At 38.7% G+C, this 15,643-nt stretch carries 15 protein-coding genes; 4 read left to right on the forward strand and 11 right to left on the reverse strand.

Annotated features, from left to right (window positions below):
- Window positions 1–82 precede the first annotated feature (82 nt).
- From HMPREF2984_RS00425 to HMPREF2984_RS00460, 8 genes are all read right to left on the reverse strand, one after another.
- Window positions 83–1,039 (reverse strand): ABC transporter permease, encoded by a 957-nt coding sequence (locus tag HMPREF2984_RS00425; RefSeq protein ID WP_003024372.1) that lies wholly within the window; start codon window positions 1,037–1,039, stop codon window positions 83–85.
- Window position 1,040: 1 nt separating this feature from the next.
- A complete protein-coding gene (locus tag HMPREF2984_RS00430; RefSeq protein ID WP_003042044.1) occupies window positions 1,041–2,105 on the reverse strand; it encodes an ABC transporter permease in 1,065 nt (354 codons plus the stop codon).
- Entirely contained in the window at window positions 2,098–3,633 is a 1,536-nt protein-coding gene (locus HMPREF2984_RS00435) for an ABC transporter ATP-binding protein (protein WP_003024370.1), read from the reverse strand. Before HMPREF2984_RS00435 ends, HMPREF2984_RS00430 begins: the two co-directional genes overlap by 8 nt.
- 136 nt (window positions 3,634–3,769) lie before the next feature.
- On the reverse strand, window positions 3,770–4,825 hold the full coding sequence (locus HMPREF2984_RS00440) for a BMP family lipoprotein (protein WP_003024369.1): 1,056 nt from the start codon (window positions 4,823–4,825) through the stop codon (window positions 3,770–3,772).
- 72 nt (window positions 4,826–4,897) lie between these two features.
- Window positions 4,898–5,287: a cytidine deaminase gene (locus HMPREF2984_RS00445; protein WP_070669989.1), complete on the reverse strand. Its 390-nt coding sequence runs from the start codon at window positions 5,285–5,287 to the stop codon at window positions 4,898–4,900.
- Window positions 5,274–5,936, reverse strand: coding sequence for a deoxyribose-phosphate aldolase (deoC, locus tag HMPREF2984_RS00450; RefSeq protein WP_003042499.1), 663 nt, complete (start codon window positions 5,934–5,936; stop codon window positions 5,274–5,276). Before deoC ends, HMPREF2984_RS00445 begins: the two co-directional genes overlap by 14 nt.
- 18 nt (window positions 5,937–5,954) lie before the next feature.
- Window positions 5,955–7,232: a pyrimidine-nucleoside phosphorylase gene (locus HMPREF2984_RS00455; RefSeq protein WP_057489677.1), complete on the reverse strand. Its 1,278-nt coding sequence runs from the start codon at window positions 7,230–7,232 to the stop codon at window positions 5,955–5,957.
- Window positions 7,229–7,822 carry a class I SAM-dependent methyltransferase gene (locus HMPREF2984_RS00460; protein ID WP_070669991.1) on the reverse strand — a complete coding sequence of 198 codons (594 nt, stop codon included), beginning with the start codon at window positions 7,820–7,822 and terminating at the stop codon, window positions 7,229–7,231. Before HMPREF2984_RS00460 ends, HMPREF2984_RS00455 begins: the two co-directional genes overlap by 4 nt.
- 95 nt (window positions 7,823–7,917) lie before the next feature.
- On the opposite strand from HMPREF2984_RS00460, the gene coaA reads away from it, so the two are divergent.
- The 3 genes from coaA (at window position 7,918) to HMPREF2984_RS00475 (ending at window position 9,718) form a co-directional block, all read left to right on the forward strand.
- Window positions 7,918–8,838 carry a type I pantothenate kinase gene (gene coaA, locus HMPREF2984_RS00465; protein ID WP_049533158.1) on the forward strand — a complete coding sequence of 307 codons (921 nt, stop codon included), beginning with the start codon at window positions 7,918–7,920 and terminating at the stop codon, window positions 8,836–8,838.
- 53 nt (window positions 8,839–8,891) lie between these two features.
- Complete coding sequence (rpsT, locus tag HMPREF2984_RS00470) at window positions 8,892–9,143, forward strand: 30S ribosomal protein S20 (RefSeq protein ID WP_020999623.1); 252 nt, start codon at window positions 8,892–8,894, stop codon at window positions 9,141–9,143.
- Between the two features lie 65 nt (window positions 9,144–9,208).
- Window positions 9,209–9,718 (forward strand): DNA topology modulation protein, encoded by a 510-nt coding sequence (locus HMPREF2984_RS00475; RefSeq protein ID WP_070669992.1) that lies wholly within the window; start codon window positions 9,209–9,211, stop codon window positions 9,716–9,718.
- A gap of 48 nt (window positions 9,719–9,766) precedes the next feature.
- Here HMPREF2984_RS00475 and HMPREF2984_RS00480 read toward each other — a convergent pair whose 3' ends face one another.
- Entirely contained in the window at window positions 9,767–11,380 is a 1,614-nt protein-coding gene (locus HMPREF2984_RS00480; protein ID WP_070669994.1) for a M20/M25/M40 family metallo-hydrolase, read from the reverse strand.
- 176 nt (window positions 11,381–11,556) lie between these two features.
- Between HMPREF2984_RS00480 and HMPREF2984_RS00485 the strand changes: the two genes are divergently transcribed.
- Window positions 11,557–13,005, forward strand: a complete 1,449-nt coding sequence (locus HMPREF2984_RS00485) for an alpha-amylase (RefSeq protein WP_070669997.1) — start codon at window positions 11,557–11,559, stop codon at window positions 13,003–13,005.
- Between the two features lie 386 nt (window positions 13,006–13,391).
- Here HMPREF2984_RS00485 and HMPREF2984_RS00490 read toward each other — a convergent pair whose 3' ends face one another.
- Window positions 13,392–14,738: a sensor histidine kinase gene (locus HMPREF2984_RS00490; RefSeq protein ID WP_070669999.1), complete on the reverse strand. Its 1,347-nt coding sequence runs from the start codon at window positions 14,736–14,738 to the stop codon at window positions 13,392–13,394.
- Window positions 14,728–15,402 (reverse strand): response regulator transcription factor, encoded by a 675-nt coding sequence (locus HMPREF2984_RS00495; RefSeq protein ID WP_003024352.1) that lies wholly within the window; start codon window positions 15,400–15,402, stop codon window positions 14,728–14,730. The genes HMPREF2984_RS00490 and HMPREF2984_RS00495 overlap by 11 nt, the downstream gene beginning before the upstream one ends.
- Between the last annotated feature and the right edge of the window lie 241 nt (window positions 15,403–15,643).

A 15,643-nucleotide genomic window follows, 5' to 3' on the forward strand; every position in this document is an offset into this window, starting at 1 on the left:
TAAATGTTGCACTTATTCTTGCAATTTATCTTATCAAAAAAGCCAGGCTACTTTGAAAAGTAACTTGGCTTTTTGCAATAGTTTATTTTGATTTAATATAATTGACACCGTCTGCTTTTGGTGCAACAGCTTTTCCGAAGAATGCTGCCAACACAACAATAGTCAATACATAAGGTGCAATTTGTAGGTACACAGCTGGTACATGTGATAGGAATGGTAATTGACTTCCGATAACGGCCAAACTTTGAGATAGTCCAAAGAATAAACTTGAAAGCATAGCGCCAATTGGATTCCATTTACCAAAAATCATAGCAGCCAGTGAGATGAATCCTGGTCCGATAATGGTTGTAGCAGCGAAATTTACGGAAATAGATTGTGCATAAATCGCTCCACCAACACCGCCAAGAAAACCTGAAATCATCACACCGTAATAACGCATGAGATAAACATTGATACCGAGGGTGTCTGCCGCTTGTGGGTGTTCCCCTACGGAGCGCAAACGAAGCCCAAATTTCGTCTTAAACATAATGAACCATGCTAGGAAAGCAAATGCAACTGCAATATACCCCATTAAGCTGGTATGTTTAAAGAAGATATCTCCAATGACTGGAATATCTGATAATAGTGGAAAATTAAATTTACCAAATGATACTTGAATATTATCTGTTTGCCCTTTATTATAGAAAGCTTTTACCAAGAAAATCGCTAACGCAGGCGCCATCAAATTGAGCACTGTACCACTGACAACGTGGTCCGCACGGAAATTGATAGTCGCTACAGCATGAATGAGTGAGAAAATTAGTCCCACAATACCACCGACTAAAAGTGCTAACCAAGGAGTTAAACTTCCAAAGGTATTCACAAAAGTAAGGTTAAAGACAACTCCTGAGAAAGCTCCCATAACCATAATACCTTCAAGTCCGACATTGACAATCCCAGCATGCTCTGAGAAGGCACCACCGATACTAGTAAAGATTAAAGGTGCCGCATAAATCAGCATAGAGGAAACTAACAGACTTAACATTGTTACAAAATTCATCTTATTTTCCTCCCTTTACTTTTGCTTGTTTTCTTGGTTTGATAAAGTGTTCAATGATGTAATGAATACTTACAAAGAAAATAATTGATGCTGTTACAATATTGACCAATTCCGCTGGAATCGTTGCGGTGTTCATACCTGGAGCTCCGACTTGAAGCACGGCAAATAAGAATGCTGCAAAGAGAATACCAATTGGTGAATTATTTGCCAGCAAGCTAACGGCCATACCATTAAAACCGACAGCTAGGGAACTTCCTTGTACATAGACATTTTGGAAAGTTCCAAGTCCTTCAACAACACCTCCGACACCGGCAAGAGCACCTGAGATAATCATTGAAAGGATAATTGTTCTTTTAGCAGACATCCCTGCATATTCACTCGCATTTGGATTTAGCCCGACAGAACGGATTTCAAATCCAAGCGTTGTTTTTTTCAGCATAAACCAAATAAGGACAACTGCAATGACCGCAAAGAAGATTCCGATATTCATCCGTGAATTATTGGTCAATGCTCGTAGCCATTCTGTTTGATAGGTTGCATTAGCTCCAACTTTAACACTTGAGTCAATACTTTGCATAACACTTTTTGGGAAACTATGAATCATTGCATTTCCAACATAAAGAACGATGTAGTTCATCATAATCGTAACGATAACTTCACTCGTTCCCAAATAAGCACGAAGAATACCAGGAATAGCACCGATAATCCCACCAGCTACTGCTGCAATGACAACTGTAGAAAGAATCATAATTGGACGAGGAAGATTAGGAAATGAAAGTGCAAACCAGCCACTCAAAATCCAACCAGCTAAAGCTTGCCCTGGCAAGCCGACATTAAAGAATCCAGCCCGACTTGCTACTGCAAACCCAAGAGCAATTAAAATAAGTGGACCCATTGCACGGAAAATTTCACCAATACTGCGGATAGTACCAAAAGCAGCTTTGAACAACTCTTCATAACCCCAGATAGCATCATAGCCAAAAATCCACATGATAATGGCACCGAGTAAAATTCCAAGAACAACGGAAATCAAAGGCACCGCAATTTGCTGTGTTTTCTTAGTCATTTGAATCTCCCTTCTTAATTTCACCACCAGCCATCAAGATACCCAACTCTTGTTTATTTGTTTCTGCTGGGGTAACAATACCTTGAATCTTACCATCATGGATAACAGCGATACGGTCTGAAACATTCAGGATTTCATCTAATTCAAAGCTGACAACAAGTACTGCTTTACCCTTATCACGTTCTTCAATCAAACGTTTATGAATGTATTCAATCGCTCCGACGTCTAATCCACGAGTTGGCTGACTAACGATTAAAAGGTCAGGATTGCGGTCTATTTCACGAGCAATAATGGCTTTTTGTTGATTTCCTCCTGAAAGAGCAGATGCTGGAACACTTTCACTTGCAGCCCGAACATCAAATTCATCCATTAACTTTCGTGCATAAGAAGTGATATTATTGTAATTCAAAATTCCATTTTTGCTTAATGGCTCCTTGTAATAAGTTTGCAGAGCCATATTCTCAGACAACATCATATCTAAAACCAAGCCATCACGATGACGGTCTTCCGGCACATGACTAACTTGCATTTCGGTAATTTTCCGCGGAGATAAGCCAACGACTTCTTTACCCTTAATGGTAATGCTACCTGATTTCACCTTTCGAAGACCTGTGATTGCTTGAACTAGCTCGCTTTGTCCATTGCCATCAATCCCGGCAATCCCAACAATTTCACCAGCTCGTACATCCAAAGATAAATTTTTAACAGCAGGCACACCACGATTCTCATTCACAACCAAATCCTTAATAGATAGAACAACTTCTTTTGGATTTGAAGCTTCTTTTTCCGTTGTAAAGGATACCGAACGTCCCACCATCATTTCAGCAAGATCTTTATTCGTTGCGCCACCAATCTCAACGGTTTGAATACTCTTACCACGACGGATGACAGTGACACGATCAGAAACAGCACGGATTTCATCCAATTTGTGCGTAATCAAAATGATGGATTTTCCTTCCTTAACTAGATTTTTCATGATATGTTCTAGTTCTTCAATTTCCGAAGGAGTTAATACTGCTGTTGGTTCGTCAAAAATCAAGATATCTGCGCCACGATACAATGTTTTCAAGATTTCAACACGTTGTTGCGCACCGACTGAAATATCTTCAACTTTTGCAGTCGGATCCACAGCTAAACCATATTTTTCGGATAGTTCCTTGATGTCTTTGATTGCCTTTCGAATATCTAAAACACCATTTTTGGTCGTTTCACTACCCAAAATGATATTTTCAGCAACCGTAAAAGCCTCTACCAGCATGAAATGCTGGTGAACCATTCCAATTCCTAAAGATGCTGATTTCGATGGAGAATCAATTGTCACTGATTTTCCATTCACAGTAATCTCACCACTTGTTGGCTCAAGCAAGCCAGCCAACATATTCATCAGAGTAGACTTGCCCGCTCCGTTTTCTCCTAAAAGTGCATGAATTTCACCGCGTCTTAGATTTAAGTTGATTTTATCATTTGCGACAAATTCACCAAAAATCTTGGTTATTTCGTGCATTTCAATGACATTCTCATGTGCCATATGATTGATTCCTTTCAGAAATTATTTTATTTCAGTAAAACTCACTAAAAGATTAGCCAGCTTTACTGAGACAAAAGCTGTCTCAATCTCAAAAAAGCGACCCACGAAGGTCGCTTCTTGAGTATCAGGTTATTATTTATTCTGTAGGAACTTTAATACTTCCGTCAAGGATTTTTGCTTTTGCATCTTCAACAGCTTTTTTAGCATCATCTGATAAGTTCTTAGTTGTCAAATCTACCCCACCGTCTTTCAGACCGTAAGTTGTAGTTTTTCCTCCTGGGAATTTATCTTTTGCTGTTTTGTTAGCAATATCTTTTACAGTACCACCAACTTTTTTCAAGCTAGATGCCAAAACAAAGTTAGATTCTTTGCCGTCTTTAGATTTGTATTTACCTTCATCGTTTTGGTCGCGGTCAACACCGATAACCCAAACTTTGTCAGATTCATTTCTAGTTTCGTTGATAGATTTTGCTTCGTTGAATACACCAGCACCAGTACCACCGGCTACTTGATAAACAACATCTGCACCAGCTGCATATTGAGCTGCTGCAATCGTCTTCCCTTTAGAAGCATCTCCAAAGCTTTCAGCGTATTTCACATCAATCTTAATAGAAGGATCTACTGATTTCACACCAGCTTCAAAACCTTTTTCAAAACGAGTTAATACAGCACCTTTGATACCACCAACAAAACCAATCATTTTTGTTTTAGTTGTTTTGGCTGCAGCCACACCAGCAAGGTAAGCAGCTTCGTTATCTGCAAAGAGTGCAGAAGCTACATTCTTTTGACCTTTAATTTCATCATCAATAATAACATAGTTAATATCAGAGTGATCCTTTGCAGCAGATTCTACTGCATTACGAAGAGCAAATCCAATACCAAATACTAATTTGTAATTGCTAGAAGCAGCTTGCTCAAGGTTTGTAGCGTATTCAGATTCGTTTGTAGATTGGAAGTAAGTAAAGCCATGGTCTTTTGTCAATCCATTTTCTTTACCCCAAGCTTGCAAACCTTCCCAAGCAGATTGGTTAAATGATTTATCATCTACACCACCTGTATCTGTAACAATTGCAGCTTTCAAATCCGTCTTTGCATCTTTATTATCTGATTTAGATGCACGGTTACCACATGCAGCAAGTCCAATTGCTGCGACAGCTACTAGACCAAGGCCTAGCCATTGTTTCTTGTTCATCTCTGAACCTCCTAAATAAGATGTGCAACAACGTTGCAAGATTAACTATGGTCAAATGACCTTTTTTACTAACTAGTCTAAGTTAGTAAAAGAATATGGAAGTAATTCCTTGACCGTCATCACGACCGTCGATTTATCTTTGGCAACAAGCGTTACCTTTAAATCCTTAGAAAAAAATTCGGCCATTACTTGTCGACAAGCTCCGCATGGAGAAACATGCTGTTCGGTTTCACCGTAGACGATTAACTCCTCAAAGTCTGTGACGCCTTCAGAAACCGCTTTAAAAATAGCTGTGCGTTCCCCGCAATTTGTCAAACCAAAACTAGCATTTTCAATGTTCACACCTGTAAAAATCTGACCATTTTTTGCTACTAGTACGGCACCAATTGGAAAATGAGAATAAGGAACGTAGGCCTTTTTACTTGTCTCAATAGCTAGATCAATCAACTCAGTAGTCGCCACTAGCTTTTTCTCCTTTCATAATGGCTACACCAGAAGAAGCTCCGATACGCGTTGCGCCTGCTTCAATAAATGCAACTGCATCTTCATACGAACGAGCCCCACCTGAAGCTTTAACACCCATATCTGGACCCACTGTCTTTCTCATCAATGCTACATCATGAACAGTAGCTCCACCTGTTGAAAATCCAGTTGAAGTTTTTACAAAGTCTGCACCAGCTTTTTGGGCTAACTGACACGCTACAACTTTTTCTTCATCAGTTAACAAACAAGTTTCGATAATTACTTTTACAAGTGTGTCACCGCTTGCTTCCACAACAGCAGCAATATCTTCTTCTACCAACACCAGATTTTGAGATTTCAAAGCACCAATATTGATAACCATGTCTACTTCGTCTGCTCCGTTCTTAATGGCATCTTTTGCCTCAAAAGCTTTTACAGCAGGTGTATTTGCACCCAAAGGGAAACCAATAACCGTACAAACCTTAACATCTGTATCTCGTAATCCTTCTGTTGCAAAACTGACCCATGTTGGATTAACACAAACACTTGCAAAATCATATTCTCTTGCTTCTTCAATCAATTTTTCAATTTGCTCTTGTTGAGCATCTGGTTTCAAAAGCGTATGATCGATGTATTTATTTAACTTCATTTTCGGTTCTCCTGTAAGTTAAGCGATTACTTCAATAATCTCTTGAACTTTTTTTGACTCATTACTTATTTTAACATTTTTTTTGAATTCTGTAACTAGTTCTTGTGAAATTTTTTCATTTGCATAAACTTTTGCGACAATTTCACCAATTTTGATTGATTCTCCGACTTTCTTTTCAAAAACAATTCCTGTTTCAAAGTCTAATGCATCCATTTTCACAGCTCGGCCAGCACCCATCCGCATAGCAAATAGACCAAATTCCATCGCTGGTAGTTCAGAAATATAACCAGCTTCATCTGCAGTTACTTCTACAACGTATTTTGCTGAAGAAGGGCGGTACAAATCTTCTAAATCGCCACCTTGCGCTGCAACCATGGCTTCAAATTTTTGAAGAGCTGAACCATTAAATAGATGTTCTCGAACCTCGTCTACAGTTTTTTCGACATTTGCTAAGCCGAGCATGATTTGACCTAATTCACAAATAAATTCAGTCACATCTTCCCGACCTTTTCCTTGCAAAATATCCAAAGCTTCAAGGATTTCCAAACGATTACCAATGCTAGTTCCCAGAGGTTGGCTCATATCAGTAATAACTGCTGTCGTCCTACGCCCAACCGCCTTTCCTAAATCAACCATAGTACGAGCTAGAGCACGCGCATCTTCTAGATTTTTCATAAATGCGCCTTCCCCAACTGTCACGTCTAACAAAATGCTATCCGCACCAGCTGCAATTTTCTTGCTCATAACAGAACTTGCAATCAGAGGAATCGTATCGACGGTAGCTGTCACATCACGCAAAGCATAAAGTAACTTATCAGCTTTCACCAACTGATTTGACTGACCAATGACGGATAGTCCAATATCCTGTACTTGCTTAATAAATTCTTCTTGGCTGCGCTCAATTTGAAATCCTTTAATGGATTCTAATTTATCAAGCGTTCCCCCTGTGTGACCGAGTCCACGACCGCTCATTTTAGCAACAGGGATTCCAAAACTAGCTACCAAAGGCACCAGTACAAGCGTTACCTTGTCTCCTACGCCTCCGGTTGAATGCTTATCAACCTTAACGCCAGATATAGCTGACAAATCAATTTGCTGACCTGTCCCTACCATAGTCATCGTCAAATCAGAAATCTCGCGAGTGCTCATGCCTTTAAAATATACTGCCATTGCAAAAGCTGACATTTGATAATCTGGCACAGTTCCGGCAACATATCCTTCAATTAACCACTTGATTTCATCGCTGGTTAATTCTAAGCCGTCCCGCTTTTTCTGAATCACATCAACTGCTCTCATATTTCCTTCCTACTTCTAAGGATATAATATCCCTTATCTTTTTTTAGAATTTCGCAGTTTCCAAAAACTTCTTCCATCTTGGCTTTGGCACTTGGGGCACCTTGTTTTTTTTGAATAACAATGGTTAAATCCCCACCGTCTAGTAAGTGCGTATAACTTCCTGTAATCACCTCATGAACGACCTGTTTCCCAGCTCGAATTGGTGGATTGCTGATAATGTGATGAAATCTCCCTTCTACATTTTGATAAAGATTAGATTGAAAAATCGTAGCTAGAACTTGATTACGATCAGCATTCTGACGAGCTAAATCAAGAGCACGTTGATTTATATCAACAAGCGTTGCTTCAACTCCTTTAGCCTTGACTAAAGTAAGTCCCAATGTTCCATAGCCACAACCAACATCCAATATACTTTCATGCTCATGAAAATCAAGACATCTTAAAAGCACTTGACTTCCATAATCAATCATTTTCTTACTAAAGACTCCTGCATCAGTCAAGAAAGTCATCTTTTGACCCAGAAGCTGAACCTTCAATTCGTGAATATCATGCTCTGCATCTGGATTTTCTGCGAAATACATTTTAGTCATAAAACTATTTTAACATAAAGACCTTTTATTTGTAAACCGTTTACAATTTGTTTAAAATTATGATATACTAATGGTCATATTAATAGGAGTCCTCTATGAATAACGAATTTATCCATTTTGAAAAAATTAGTCGAAAAACTTGGCAAAATCTGCATCGTAAAACAACCCCGCCTTTGACGCAAAAAGAATTGAATTCTATCAAAAGTTTCAATGATAAGATTAGCCTTCAAGATGTAACAGACGTTTATCTCCCTTTAACCAATCTTATTCAGATTTACAAGCGTTCAAAAGAGGATTTGGCATTCTCAAAAGGGATTTTTTTACAGAAAGCAAGCAAGCGGCAACCGTTCATCATTGGTGTTTCTGGAAGTGTCGCTGTTGGAAAATCTACTACTAGTAGGCTGTTGCAAATACTTTTATCTCGGACATTTTCAAATGCAACTGTTGAATTGGTAACAACAGATGGATTTCTTTATCCTAATGCTCATTTGGAAGAGCAAAATCTCCTCAAGCGCAAAGGATTTCCAGAAAGTTATAACATGGAGTTGCTACTTGATTTCCTTGACAACATCAAAAATGGACAAGACTATCAGATTCCCGTTTATTCACATGAAATTTATGATATTGTTCCTGATAAAAAACAATCTGTTACAGCTACAGATTTTGTCATTGTTGAGGGTATCAACGTTTTCCAAAATCCACAAAATGAACGCCTCTATATGACGGATTTCTTTGATTTTTCGATTTACGTGGATGCAGAAGTTGAAAATATCGAAACTTGGTATCTGGACCGCTTTAAAAAATTGCTCACTTTAGCAAAAGAAGATCCAAATAACTATTATCATCCTTTCACTTCTCAGCCAGAAAGTAAAGTTATGGAATTCGCTCAAAATGTCTGGAAGTCGATTAACCTTGTGAATTTGCAAGATTATATCGAACCCACACGCAACCGAGCTGAAATTATTCTTCATAAAACAGAAAATCATGAGATTGATGAAATTTACTTAAAAAAATAAAAAGGCTTGTCAAATCTCAACTTTTCATATATAATTAGATAGTTAGTATATCATTGGAGGTGAAAACATTGGCAAATATTAAATCAGCTATCAAACGCGCTGAATTAAACGTTAAACAAAACGAAAAAAACTCAGCTCAAAAATCAGCTATGCGTTCTGCAATTAAAGCATTTGAAGCAAACCCTTCTGAAGAACTTTTCCGCGCTGCAAGCTCAGCTATCGATAAAGCAGAAACTAAAGGTTTGATCCACAAAAACAAAGCGAGCCGCGATAAAGCACGCCTTGCTAGCAAACTTGCAAAATAATCTGCATAACGTAAAAAAGAGCTCAGTGGAGCTTTTTTTTGTTGCATCGGTAAGAAAGGCTCTATATGAAAATCGCAATTATCGGCTACTCCGGCTCTGGAAAGTCTACACTTGCTAAATATTTAGCAAAACATTATGACATCTCACTGCTTCATTTGGACACGCTACAATTTCTACCCAATTGGGAAATGAGTGACCGCAGCTGGATGCAAGAGCAAGTCAAGACTTTCTTAAACGAGAATCTGTCTTGGGTGATAGACGGAAACTACAGCTCCTGTTGCTATGAAGAGAGAATGGAGCATGCAGACCAAATTATTTTTTTAAATTTCTCGCGTTGGAATTGTCTTTTACGGGCTGCAAAGCGTTATTCCAAGAACAGAGGTAAGGTCAGAGACAGTATGGCACAAGGCTGCCCTGAAAAGTTTGACTGGGAATTTATCCGGTGGATCTTACATGACGGACGAACTGCTAACATTCGGAAACGATATGAGAAACTTCAAAAAATGTATCCCTACAAATTTATAGTTCTTCATAACCAAAAAGAACTAGATAACTTTTTAGAGCAATTTTCATAAAAAACAAGAGCTATATTCAGTTCAGTTAAGAATACAGCTCTTGTTTTTTTATTTTTTAATACTGTCAATATGTTCTAGCAAATATAACAGAAATTGAGGAATCGTCTCCAACATATCCTTTTCATAGACGCGTTCTGTTAACTGATGTAAATCTTTTCCCCAAGGTCCCAGATTGATGCCGGGGACATTGATGTCCTGAATTTTCTCAAAATCAATCGAATATAAATGTTCAGGAACAGTCATACTCTCGATAATTTTCTGATATTCTTCAACAGATTTTTCTAAAGCACAATAACTAATGTCACAGATTCCCATAAAGAACTCTTCTACTGCGAGATGACCAGTCTCTGTGTCAGATAAGTATCCACTATAAAGTGCAATGAGTTTTTCTATATCAACCACGCTATTTTTCAGATGCCGACAATTCATAGAAGGATAATAAGGCGGCGCAATAGCCAGCACAACAAATGCTTCCTTTTTATCATAGAAATCTAACACCTTTTGAACAGTTGCAATGGTTATTTCTTGATAGCTTGAACCCGCTTGAAATGCTTCATGAGAAGATTGGTTTACCCTTTGCATAAATTCTTCAAATCCAGCCTTCTTTTGACATAACTGGATTAACTCTTCATAAGTCAATACATGAGGTTTTGTGACTTTTTTATCCTCTTTATAAGTTACCTGCAAAGCCTGATAACGCTCACAAAACTCATCAATGGCTTCTTGGCAGAGTTGTTGAATCGTCGTCATCAGCTCTTTTGGACTTTTATCTAAATAAAGAACACTAAAATAGCCTGCTGCTCTGAGAACGGTTGACACATCATAATTTTCCTTCAAATCACGCATGTAAGACCACGAAGGCAAAGGGGCTTGCTCTCCATAAATTGAATCCGACAAGCAGGGATTAAGGTCAATTTTTTCCACTACTTTTGCGAGGAGTGAAACAGCATTGATACCCTTGAGAGGTTCTTTCATGTGGGATAGAATACCCTGCGTCACCACGACAGGCATCATTTTCCCAACTGTTCCAACATGCAATACTTTTTCTTGAGCTGAAGGACTTTCAAATGGTTCTGAATCAATCGCCAAGATATAATTCAGATGAAATTTCTTTTTCAGATTAGCAAGCAAACCTACAGCAGCTCGCATTCCCTGAGAATAGGATTCCTCATCTCCAACTGATAAATAAAGAAGATTCACTTTTCCTTCTGCTTTGCTCGCATATTCTGTTACTACTCCCAATTGCAAAGCCAATGCAGCTTTCATATCACATGACCCACGACCAAACTGCCATTCGTTAGAACCGATATCTTCTAGTACATCTTGACCTAATGAAGCACTCGCTAAAGCCTTTTTCAAAGCAGCATTGTCAAAAGCAATTTCTTTTAAATTGCCAAAGTCCTCGATATCAACTGTATCATGGTGGTGAAACAAAATTACTGTATCTGCACGATGACGTTTTACCAAAGCCCAATTAACATTACGCTGATAAATATCATCCGGAATCTGATAGGTGCCAAAGTAATCTGAATGCTCTTGAAAATACGGCAAACTGCCAATATATTGATTGAGAAAATTTTCAATATTTCTTTCTGAACTCGTATGCGTGAAACTCTCAATCGCCATGCTCTTGTCAAAAATATCTTGAATCCTATTTTTCATCAATGGCTCCTTCAACTTTTTATAAAAATAGCTCACTAGCCTTATTATATACCTCAACAATCATCGTTTCAATCTTTTTTTCATCCTTTGACTCTATAAAATTTACGCAAACGTTTGCGTTGTAAAGATTATTTTGCTAAAATAATAGCCAACAAGACAAGAAAGAGGTATCTCGTATGAAAAATCAAACATTAATGCAATATTTTGAATGGTATCTACCAAATGACGGGCAACATTGGAATCGTTTGGCTACAGACGCTCCACATCTAGCTTCTAAAGGCATTCGCAAGGTTTGGATGCCACCTGCTTTCAAAGCAACTAGTTCTAATGATGTCGGCTACGGCATTTATGACTTATTTGACTTGGGCGAATTTGACCAAAAGGGAACCGTTCGGACAAAGTATGGCTTTAAGAAAGACTATTTGAAGGCTATCTCAGCACTCAAAGAAAATGGGATTGAGCCCATTGCAGATATCGTTTTAAATCACAAGGCGGCAGCAGATTACAAAGAGAGATTTACTGTTATTGAAGTTGACCCAAATGATCGTACAGTCGCCCTCTCTGAACCTTTTGAAATAAAAGGCTGGACCAAGTTCACATTCCCTGGTCGCCATAAAAAATACAATGATTTTGAATGGCATTGGTACCACTTTACAGGAACGGATTATGACGCTAAGCGAAATAAATCAGGGATTTACCTCATTCAAGGGGACAACAAAGGTTGGGCTGATGATGACTTAGTAGACAATGAAAATGGAAATTTCGACTATCTCATGTACGCTGACCTTGATTTTAAGCACCCAGAAGTCATTCAAAACCTTTATGATTGGGCAGATTGGTTTATCGAAACGACCGGCATTCATGGCTTTAGATTGGACGCTATTAAGCATATTGACTCTTTCTTTATGGGAAATTTTATCCGCGACATTATGGCGAAGTATGGAGAAGATTTCTATGTCTTCGGAGAGTTTTGGAATGGTGATGAAACTGCAAATAACGATTATTTAGGAAGTATTGACTATCGTTTTGATCTCGTAGATGTCAAACTGCACCACAACTTATTTGATGCTAGCCGTGCTGGGGCGGACTATGATTTGCGAAATATTTTTGAACAAACGCTTGTCAAAAACCACCCTAAATCGGCTGTTACTTTTGTCGATAATCACGACACACAACGTGGACAAGCGCTAGAATCAACTGTTGAAGAATGGTTTAAACCTGCTGCTTATGCGCTTATTTTGCTTCGTGAAGCTGGGCTTCCTTGTGTGTTCTACGGAGATTACTATGGTATCAACGGCGAGTTCGCTCAACAAAGTTTCCAAGAAGTCCTAGATAAACTGTTAGACATTCGGCTCAACTTAGCCTATGGTGAACAGACTGATTATTTTGATGACGAGCATTGTATCGCTTGGACTCGTTCAGGAAAAGACAACGGACAACCAATTGCTGTCATCATAAGTAACGACCAAGCAAATTCAAAACGCATGTATGTTGGTGAAAATTGGGCTGGTAAGGAGTTCAAAGATTACTTAGGAAACAGCTCTTCAATCGTGACAATCAAAAAAGACGGCTGGGCAGATTTCCCAGTTGCAGAAAAGTCAGTTAGTGTCTGGTCTGTGCAATAAAATAAAGAACACAGCAAGATTGAAACCAAAATTCGTTCTCTCTGTCGATTAGGGCGACAAAGCAAACCGAAAGTTGGGAGTCTTGTCCGCCGCCCGGCTGACAGCATAAACTAAAAGTCAGGCAACTCGTCCGCCCGGCTGACAGCATAAACTAAAAGTTAGACAACTCGTCCGCTCGGCTGACAGCATAAACTAAAACTCAGGCAGTCAGTCAGCTCGGCTGACGAAAGCAACGTTGGCATCCCAGCCTCAACCATTCAACTCTGCTTTTAAACAAGATAAAAACACGAACAGATCAAGATAGCCAACTACTAATCCTGACTTTGTTCGTGTTTTTCTCATCTTCCGAAACAACCTTCCCCCTATGGATACAAGTTATTCCTGACTTATTTTTTCTTTCTATTGTCCGTTCTAATGGCAATCTTCACCTCAAAAATGGTTCCTTTCGGCTTATTATCTTTCACCGTAATAGTCCCTTTAAGGGCTTCTGTGATTTGCTTTGCAAGCGACAAGCCTAGACCAAAACCGCCTGTCTGCCGAGTCCGTGCTTTATCAACACGATAAAAACGATCAAAAATCTTTTTCTTATCTGCCGTGCTAATCCCCGGACCATTATCTGCAACTTTCAAAAAAAGGGTCCGGTCATTCGCTGAAATCGTCAACTCAATTACACCGTCTTCATCTGTATATTTCAAGGCATTATCAAACAGAATTGTCATCAATTGCTTCAGCAAGGTCTTGTCTGTTTTAATCATACGGTGAATCCTATTGTCAAATCGGAAAGTTTTCCCATTTTCTGCGGCAACCATTTCATAGTTGGTAAAGGTCGTATTAAAGAAATTTGGCTCGACATCGCCAATTTCTGGTTTAATCCCGTCATCGCGTCGTGCTAGATTGAGTAGATTTGTCGTCAACATTTTCATGTTTCGCACTTCATCCAAACTAGAAGCAATACTTTCGCTTGATTCCATAATGGTGGCTTCTGGTTTTCTAAACAAGGTTTCCAAACGATTTTGCAAAACTGCTAGAGGCGTCCGCAACTCGTGACTAGCATTTTCAACAAAGTTCTTTTGCTTTTGAATACTCTCCAACAAAGGTTTTACGCTAACCCGAGCCAGATAGACACTTGCAATCAAAGAAATTCCCCAGAAACTAATCATTACCACGACTATTAGATGCTCATGATTTTGACTGGTTTGTTCCAATTGGCTGATATTGATAAAGACGGCTGCGTATTTAACGTTCGTTTCCAAATTAGGCAATTTCACCTTAAATAAAATCGTCCGATAGGTTTCTTCTCGGCCATAATTGCTTTTTACCTGGACTTGCCGAATGCGATCCAATTGCTTGCTATTAAAGGAAAGTTTGTTAAGTCCCAGAAAATTATTGCTAGTAATAATCGGCTTGTAATTCTTATCAAATAAGATAACTTCCGTATTGGCACTGACATTTGGTTTATCAGTAAGCTCTTTGTCACCCGTATCGGCTTTAGGATCTCCGTTGTCTGACTTCTGTTCCAGCCCCACTCTCCGAGCGAGCGCCAAATTGATGACAGAAGCGGAATCCTGACTGAGACTTTTCAAGTTATTATCGACCGTTGTATAAAGGCTTGAGCGCATCACCTGAATGATAATCAGAGTCATGGCTGAGAAAATGAGAGTAAAAATACCAAAATTGCGAATGAAATAAGAAAAATCATCCGCATACCATGTTTTTTTTAGTTTATTCAGCATCTTTTAAAATATATCCGACGCTGCGAAGCGTTTGAAGATTGTTCGCAAAGGTCGTCCCTTTCAATTTTTTCCGGATTTTTGAAACATAGACTTCTACGACTGAAATCGTTGTATCACTATCAAATCCCCACAAGCGATCGAAAATCTGTGTCTTAGGCAAAATGACATTTTGATTTTGCAAGAAATACACCAGCAAGTCAAATTCTTTTCCGAGCAATTCTACTTCATTTCCGTCTACAAGTGTTGTGTTAGTTGATAAATTAACAGTGACATCGCCATAAGAAAGGGTGTTTTCATTGAACTTGCCAGAACGCTTCAACAGAGCTTGAATCCGCATTTTTAACTCTTCTAGATAAAATGGCTTGGTCAAATAATCATCAGCACCCAGTTCAAAACCATGTCCTTTATCATTCAAACTTTCTTTGGCTGTCATGATTAGCACAGGAGTTGTGACACCTTTTTCACGCAATTCTTTCAAGACTTGGAAGCCGTCTTTTTCTGGCAACATCAAATCAAGCAATATAAGGTCGTACACGCCACTCTCAGCCTCGTACAATCCTTCCTCACCGTCAAAAACTTGCATGACATCTGCAAAATCATCCAAAAAGTCAAATACTGAATTAGATAGACCGAGGTCGTCTTCCACTAATAGAATCTTAATCATACGCTTTTCCTTCTAAAATATAAGTCTGGAACAAAAGTTCCTAGTTTCAAAATTCGTTATGCACTAAACTAACGATGCAGTAGCAGATTGCTCAAAACAGCACTTTGAGGCTTGAGGGGATAAGATCACGAACTAAACATTTTGAATGTTTAGTTCTGCCCACTCCTTTAATCGTGAACCAAGTACAAGTAAAGACTTCTTCTCACTTCACCTTTTTGAAAATCAATCTACTAACGTTTTG

Origin of the sequence: Streptococcus sp. HMSC066E07, from assembly GCF_001814695.1 — a bacterium.
GTDB lineage: Bacteria > Bacillota > Bacilli > Lactobacillales > Streptococcaceae > Streptococcus > Streptococcus hominis.

Excerpts from the sequence above, each read along its gene's own strand:
- HMPREF2984_RS00425 (WP_003024372.1), bottom strand. The coding sequence starts at position 1,039 with ATGAATTTTGTAACAATGTTAAGTCTGTTAGTTTCCTCTATGCTGATT.
- HMPREF2984_RS00430 (WP_003042044.1), bottom strand. The coding sequence starts at position 2,105 with ATGACTAAGAAAACACAGCAAATTGCGGTGCCTTTGATTTCCGTTGTT.
- HMPREF2984_RS00435 (WP_003024370.1), bottom strand. The coding sequence starts at position 3,633 with ATGGCACATGAGAATGTCATTGAAATGCACGAAATAACCAAGATTTTT.
- HMPREF2984_RS00440 (WP_003024369.1), bottom strand. The coding sequence starts at position 4,825 with ATGAACAAGAAACAATGGCTAGGCCTTGGTCTAGTAGCTGTCGCAGCA.
- deoC (WP_003042499.1), bottom strand. The coding sequence starts at position 5,936 with ATGAAGTTAAATAAATACATCGATCATACGCTTTTGAAACCAGATGCT.
- HMPREF2984_RS00455 (WP_057489677.1), bottom strand. The coding sequence starts at position 7,232 with ATGAGAGCAGTTGATGTGATTCAGAAAAAGCGGGACGGCTTAGAATTA.
- HMPREF2984_RS00460 (WP_070669991.1), bottom strand. The coding sequence starts at position 7,822 with ATGACTAAAATGTATTTCGCAGAAAATCCAGATGCAGAGCATGATATT.
- coaA (WP_049533158.1), top strand. The coding sequence starts at position 7,918 with ATGAATAACGAATTTATCCATTTTGAAAAAATTAGTCGAAAAACTTGG.
- HMPREF2984_RS00475 (WP_070669992.1), top strand. The coding sequence starts at position 9,209 with ATGAAAATCGCAATTATCGGCTACTCCGGCTCTGGAAAGTCTACACTT.
- HMPREF2984_RS00480 (WP_070669994.1), bottom strand. The coding sequence starts at position 11,380 with ATGAAAAATAGGATTCAAGATATTTTTGACAAGAGCATGGCGATTGAG.
- HMPREF2984_RS00485 (WP_070669997.1), top strand. The coding sequence starts at position 11,557 with ATGAAAAATCAAACATTAATGCAATATTTTGAATGGTATCTACCAAAT.
- HMPREF2984_RS00490 (WP_070669999.1), bottom strand. The coding sequence starts at position 14,738 with ATGCTGAATAAACTAAAAAAAACATGGTATGCGGATGATTTTTCTTAT.
- HMPREF2984_RS00495 (WP_003024352.1), bottom strand. The coding sequence starts at position 15,402 with ATGATTAAGATTCTATTAGTGGAAGACGACCTCGGTCTATCTAATTCA.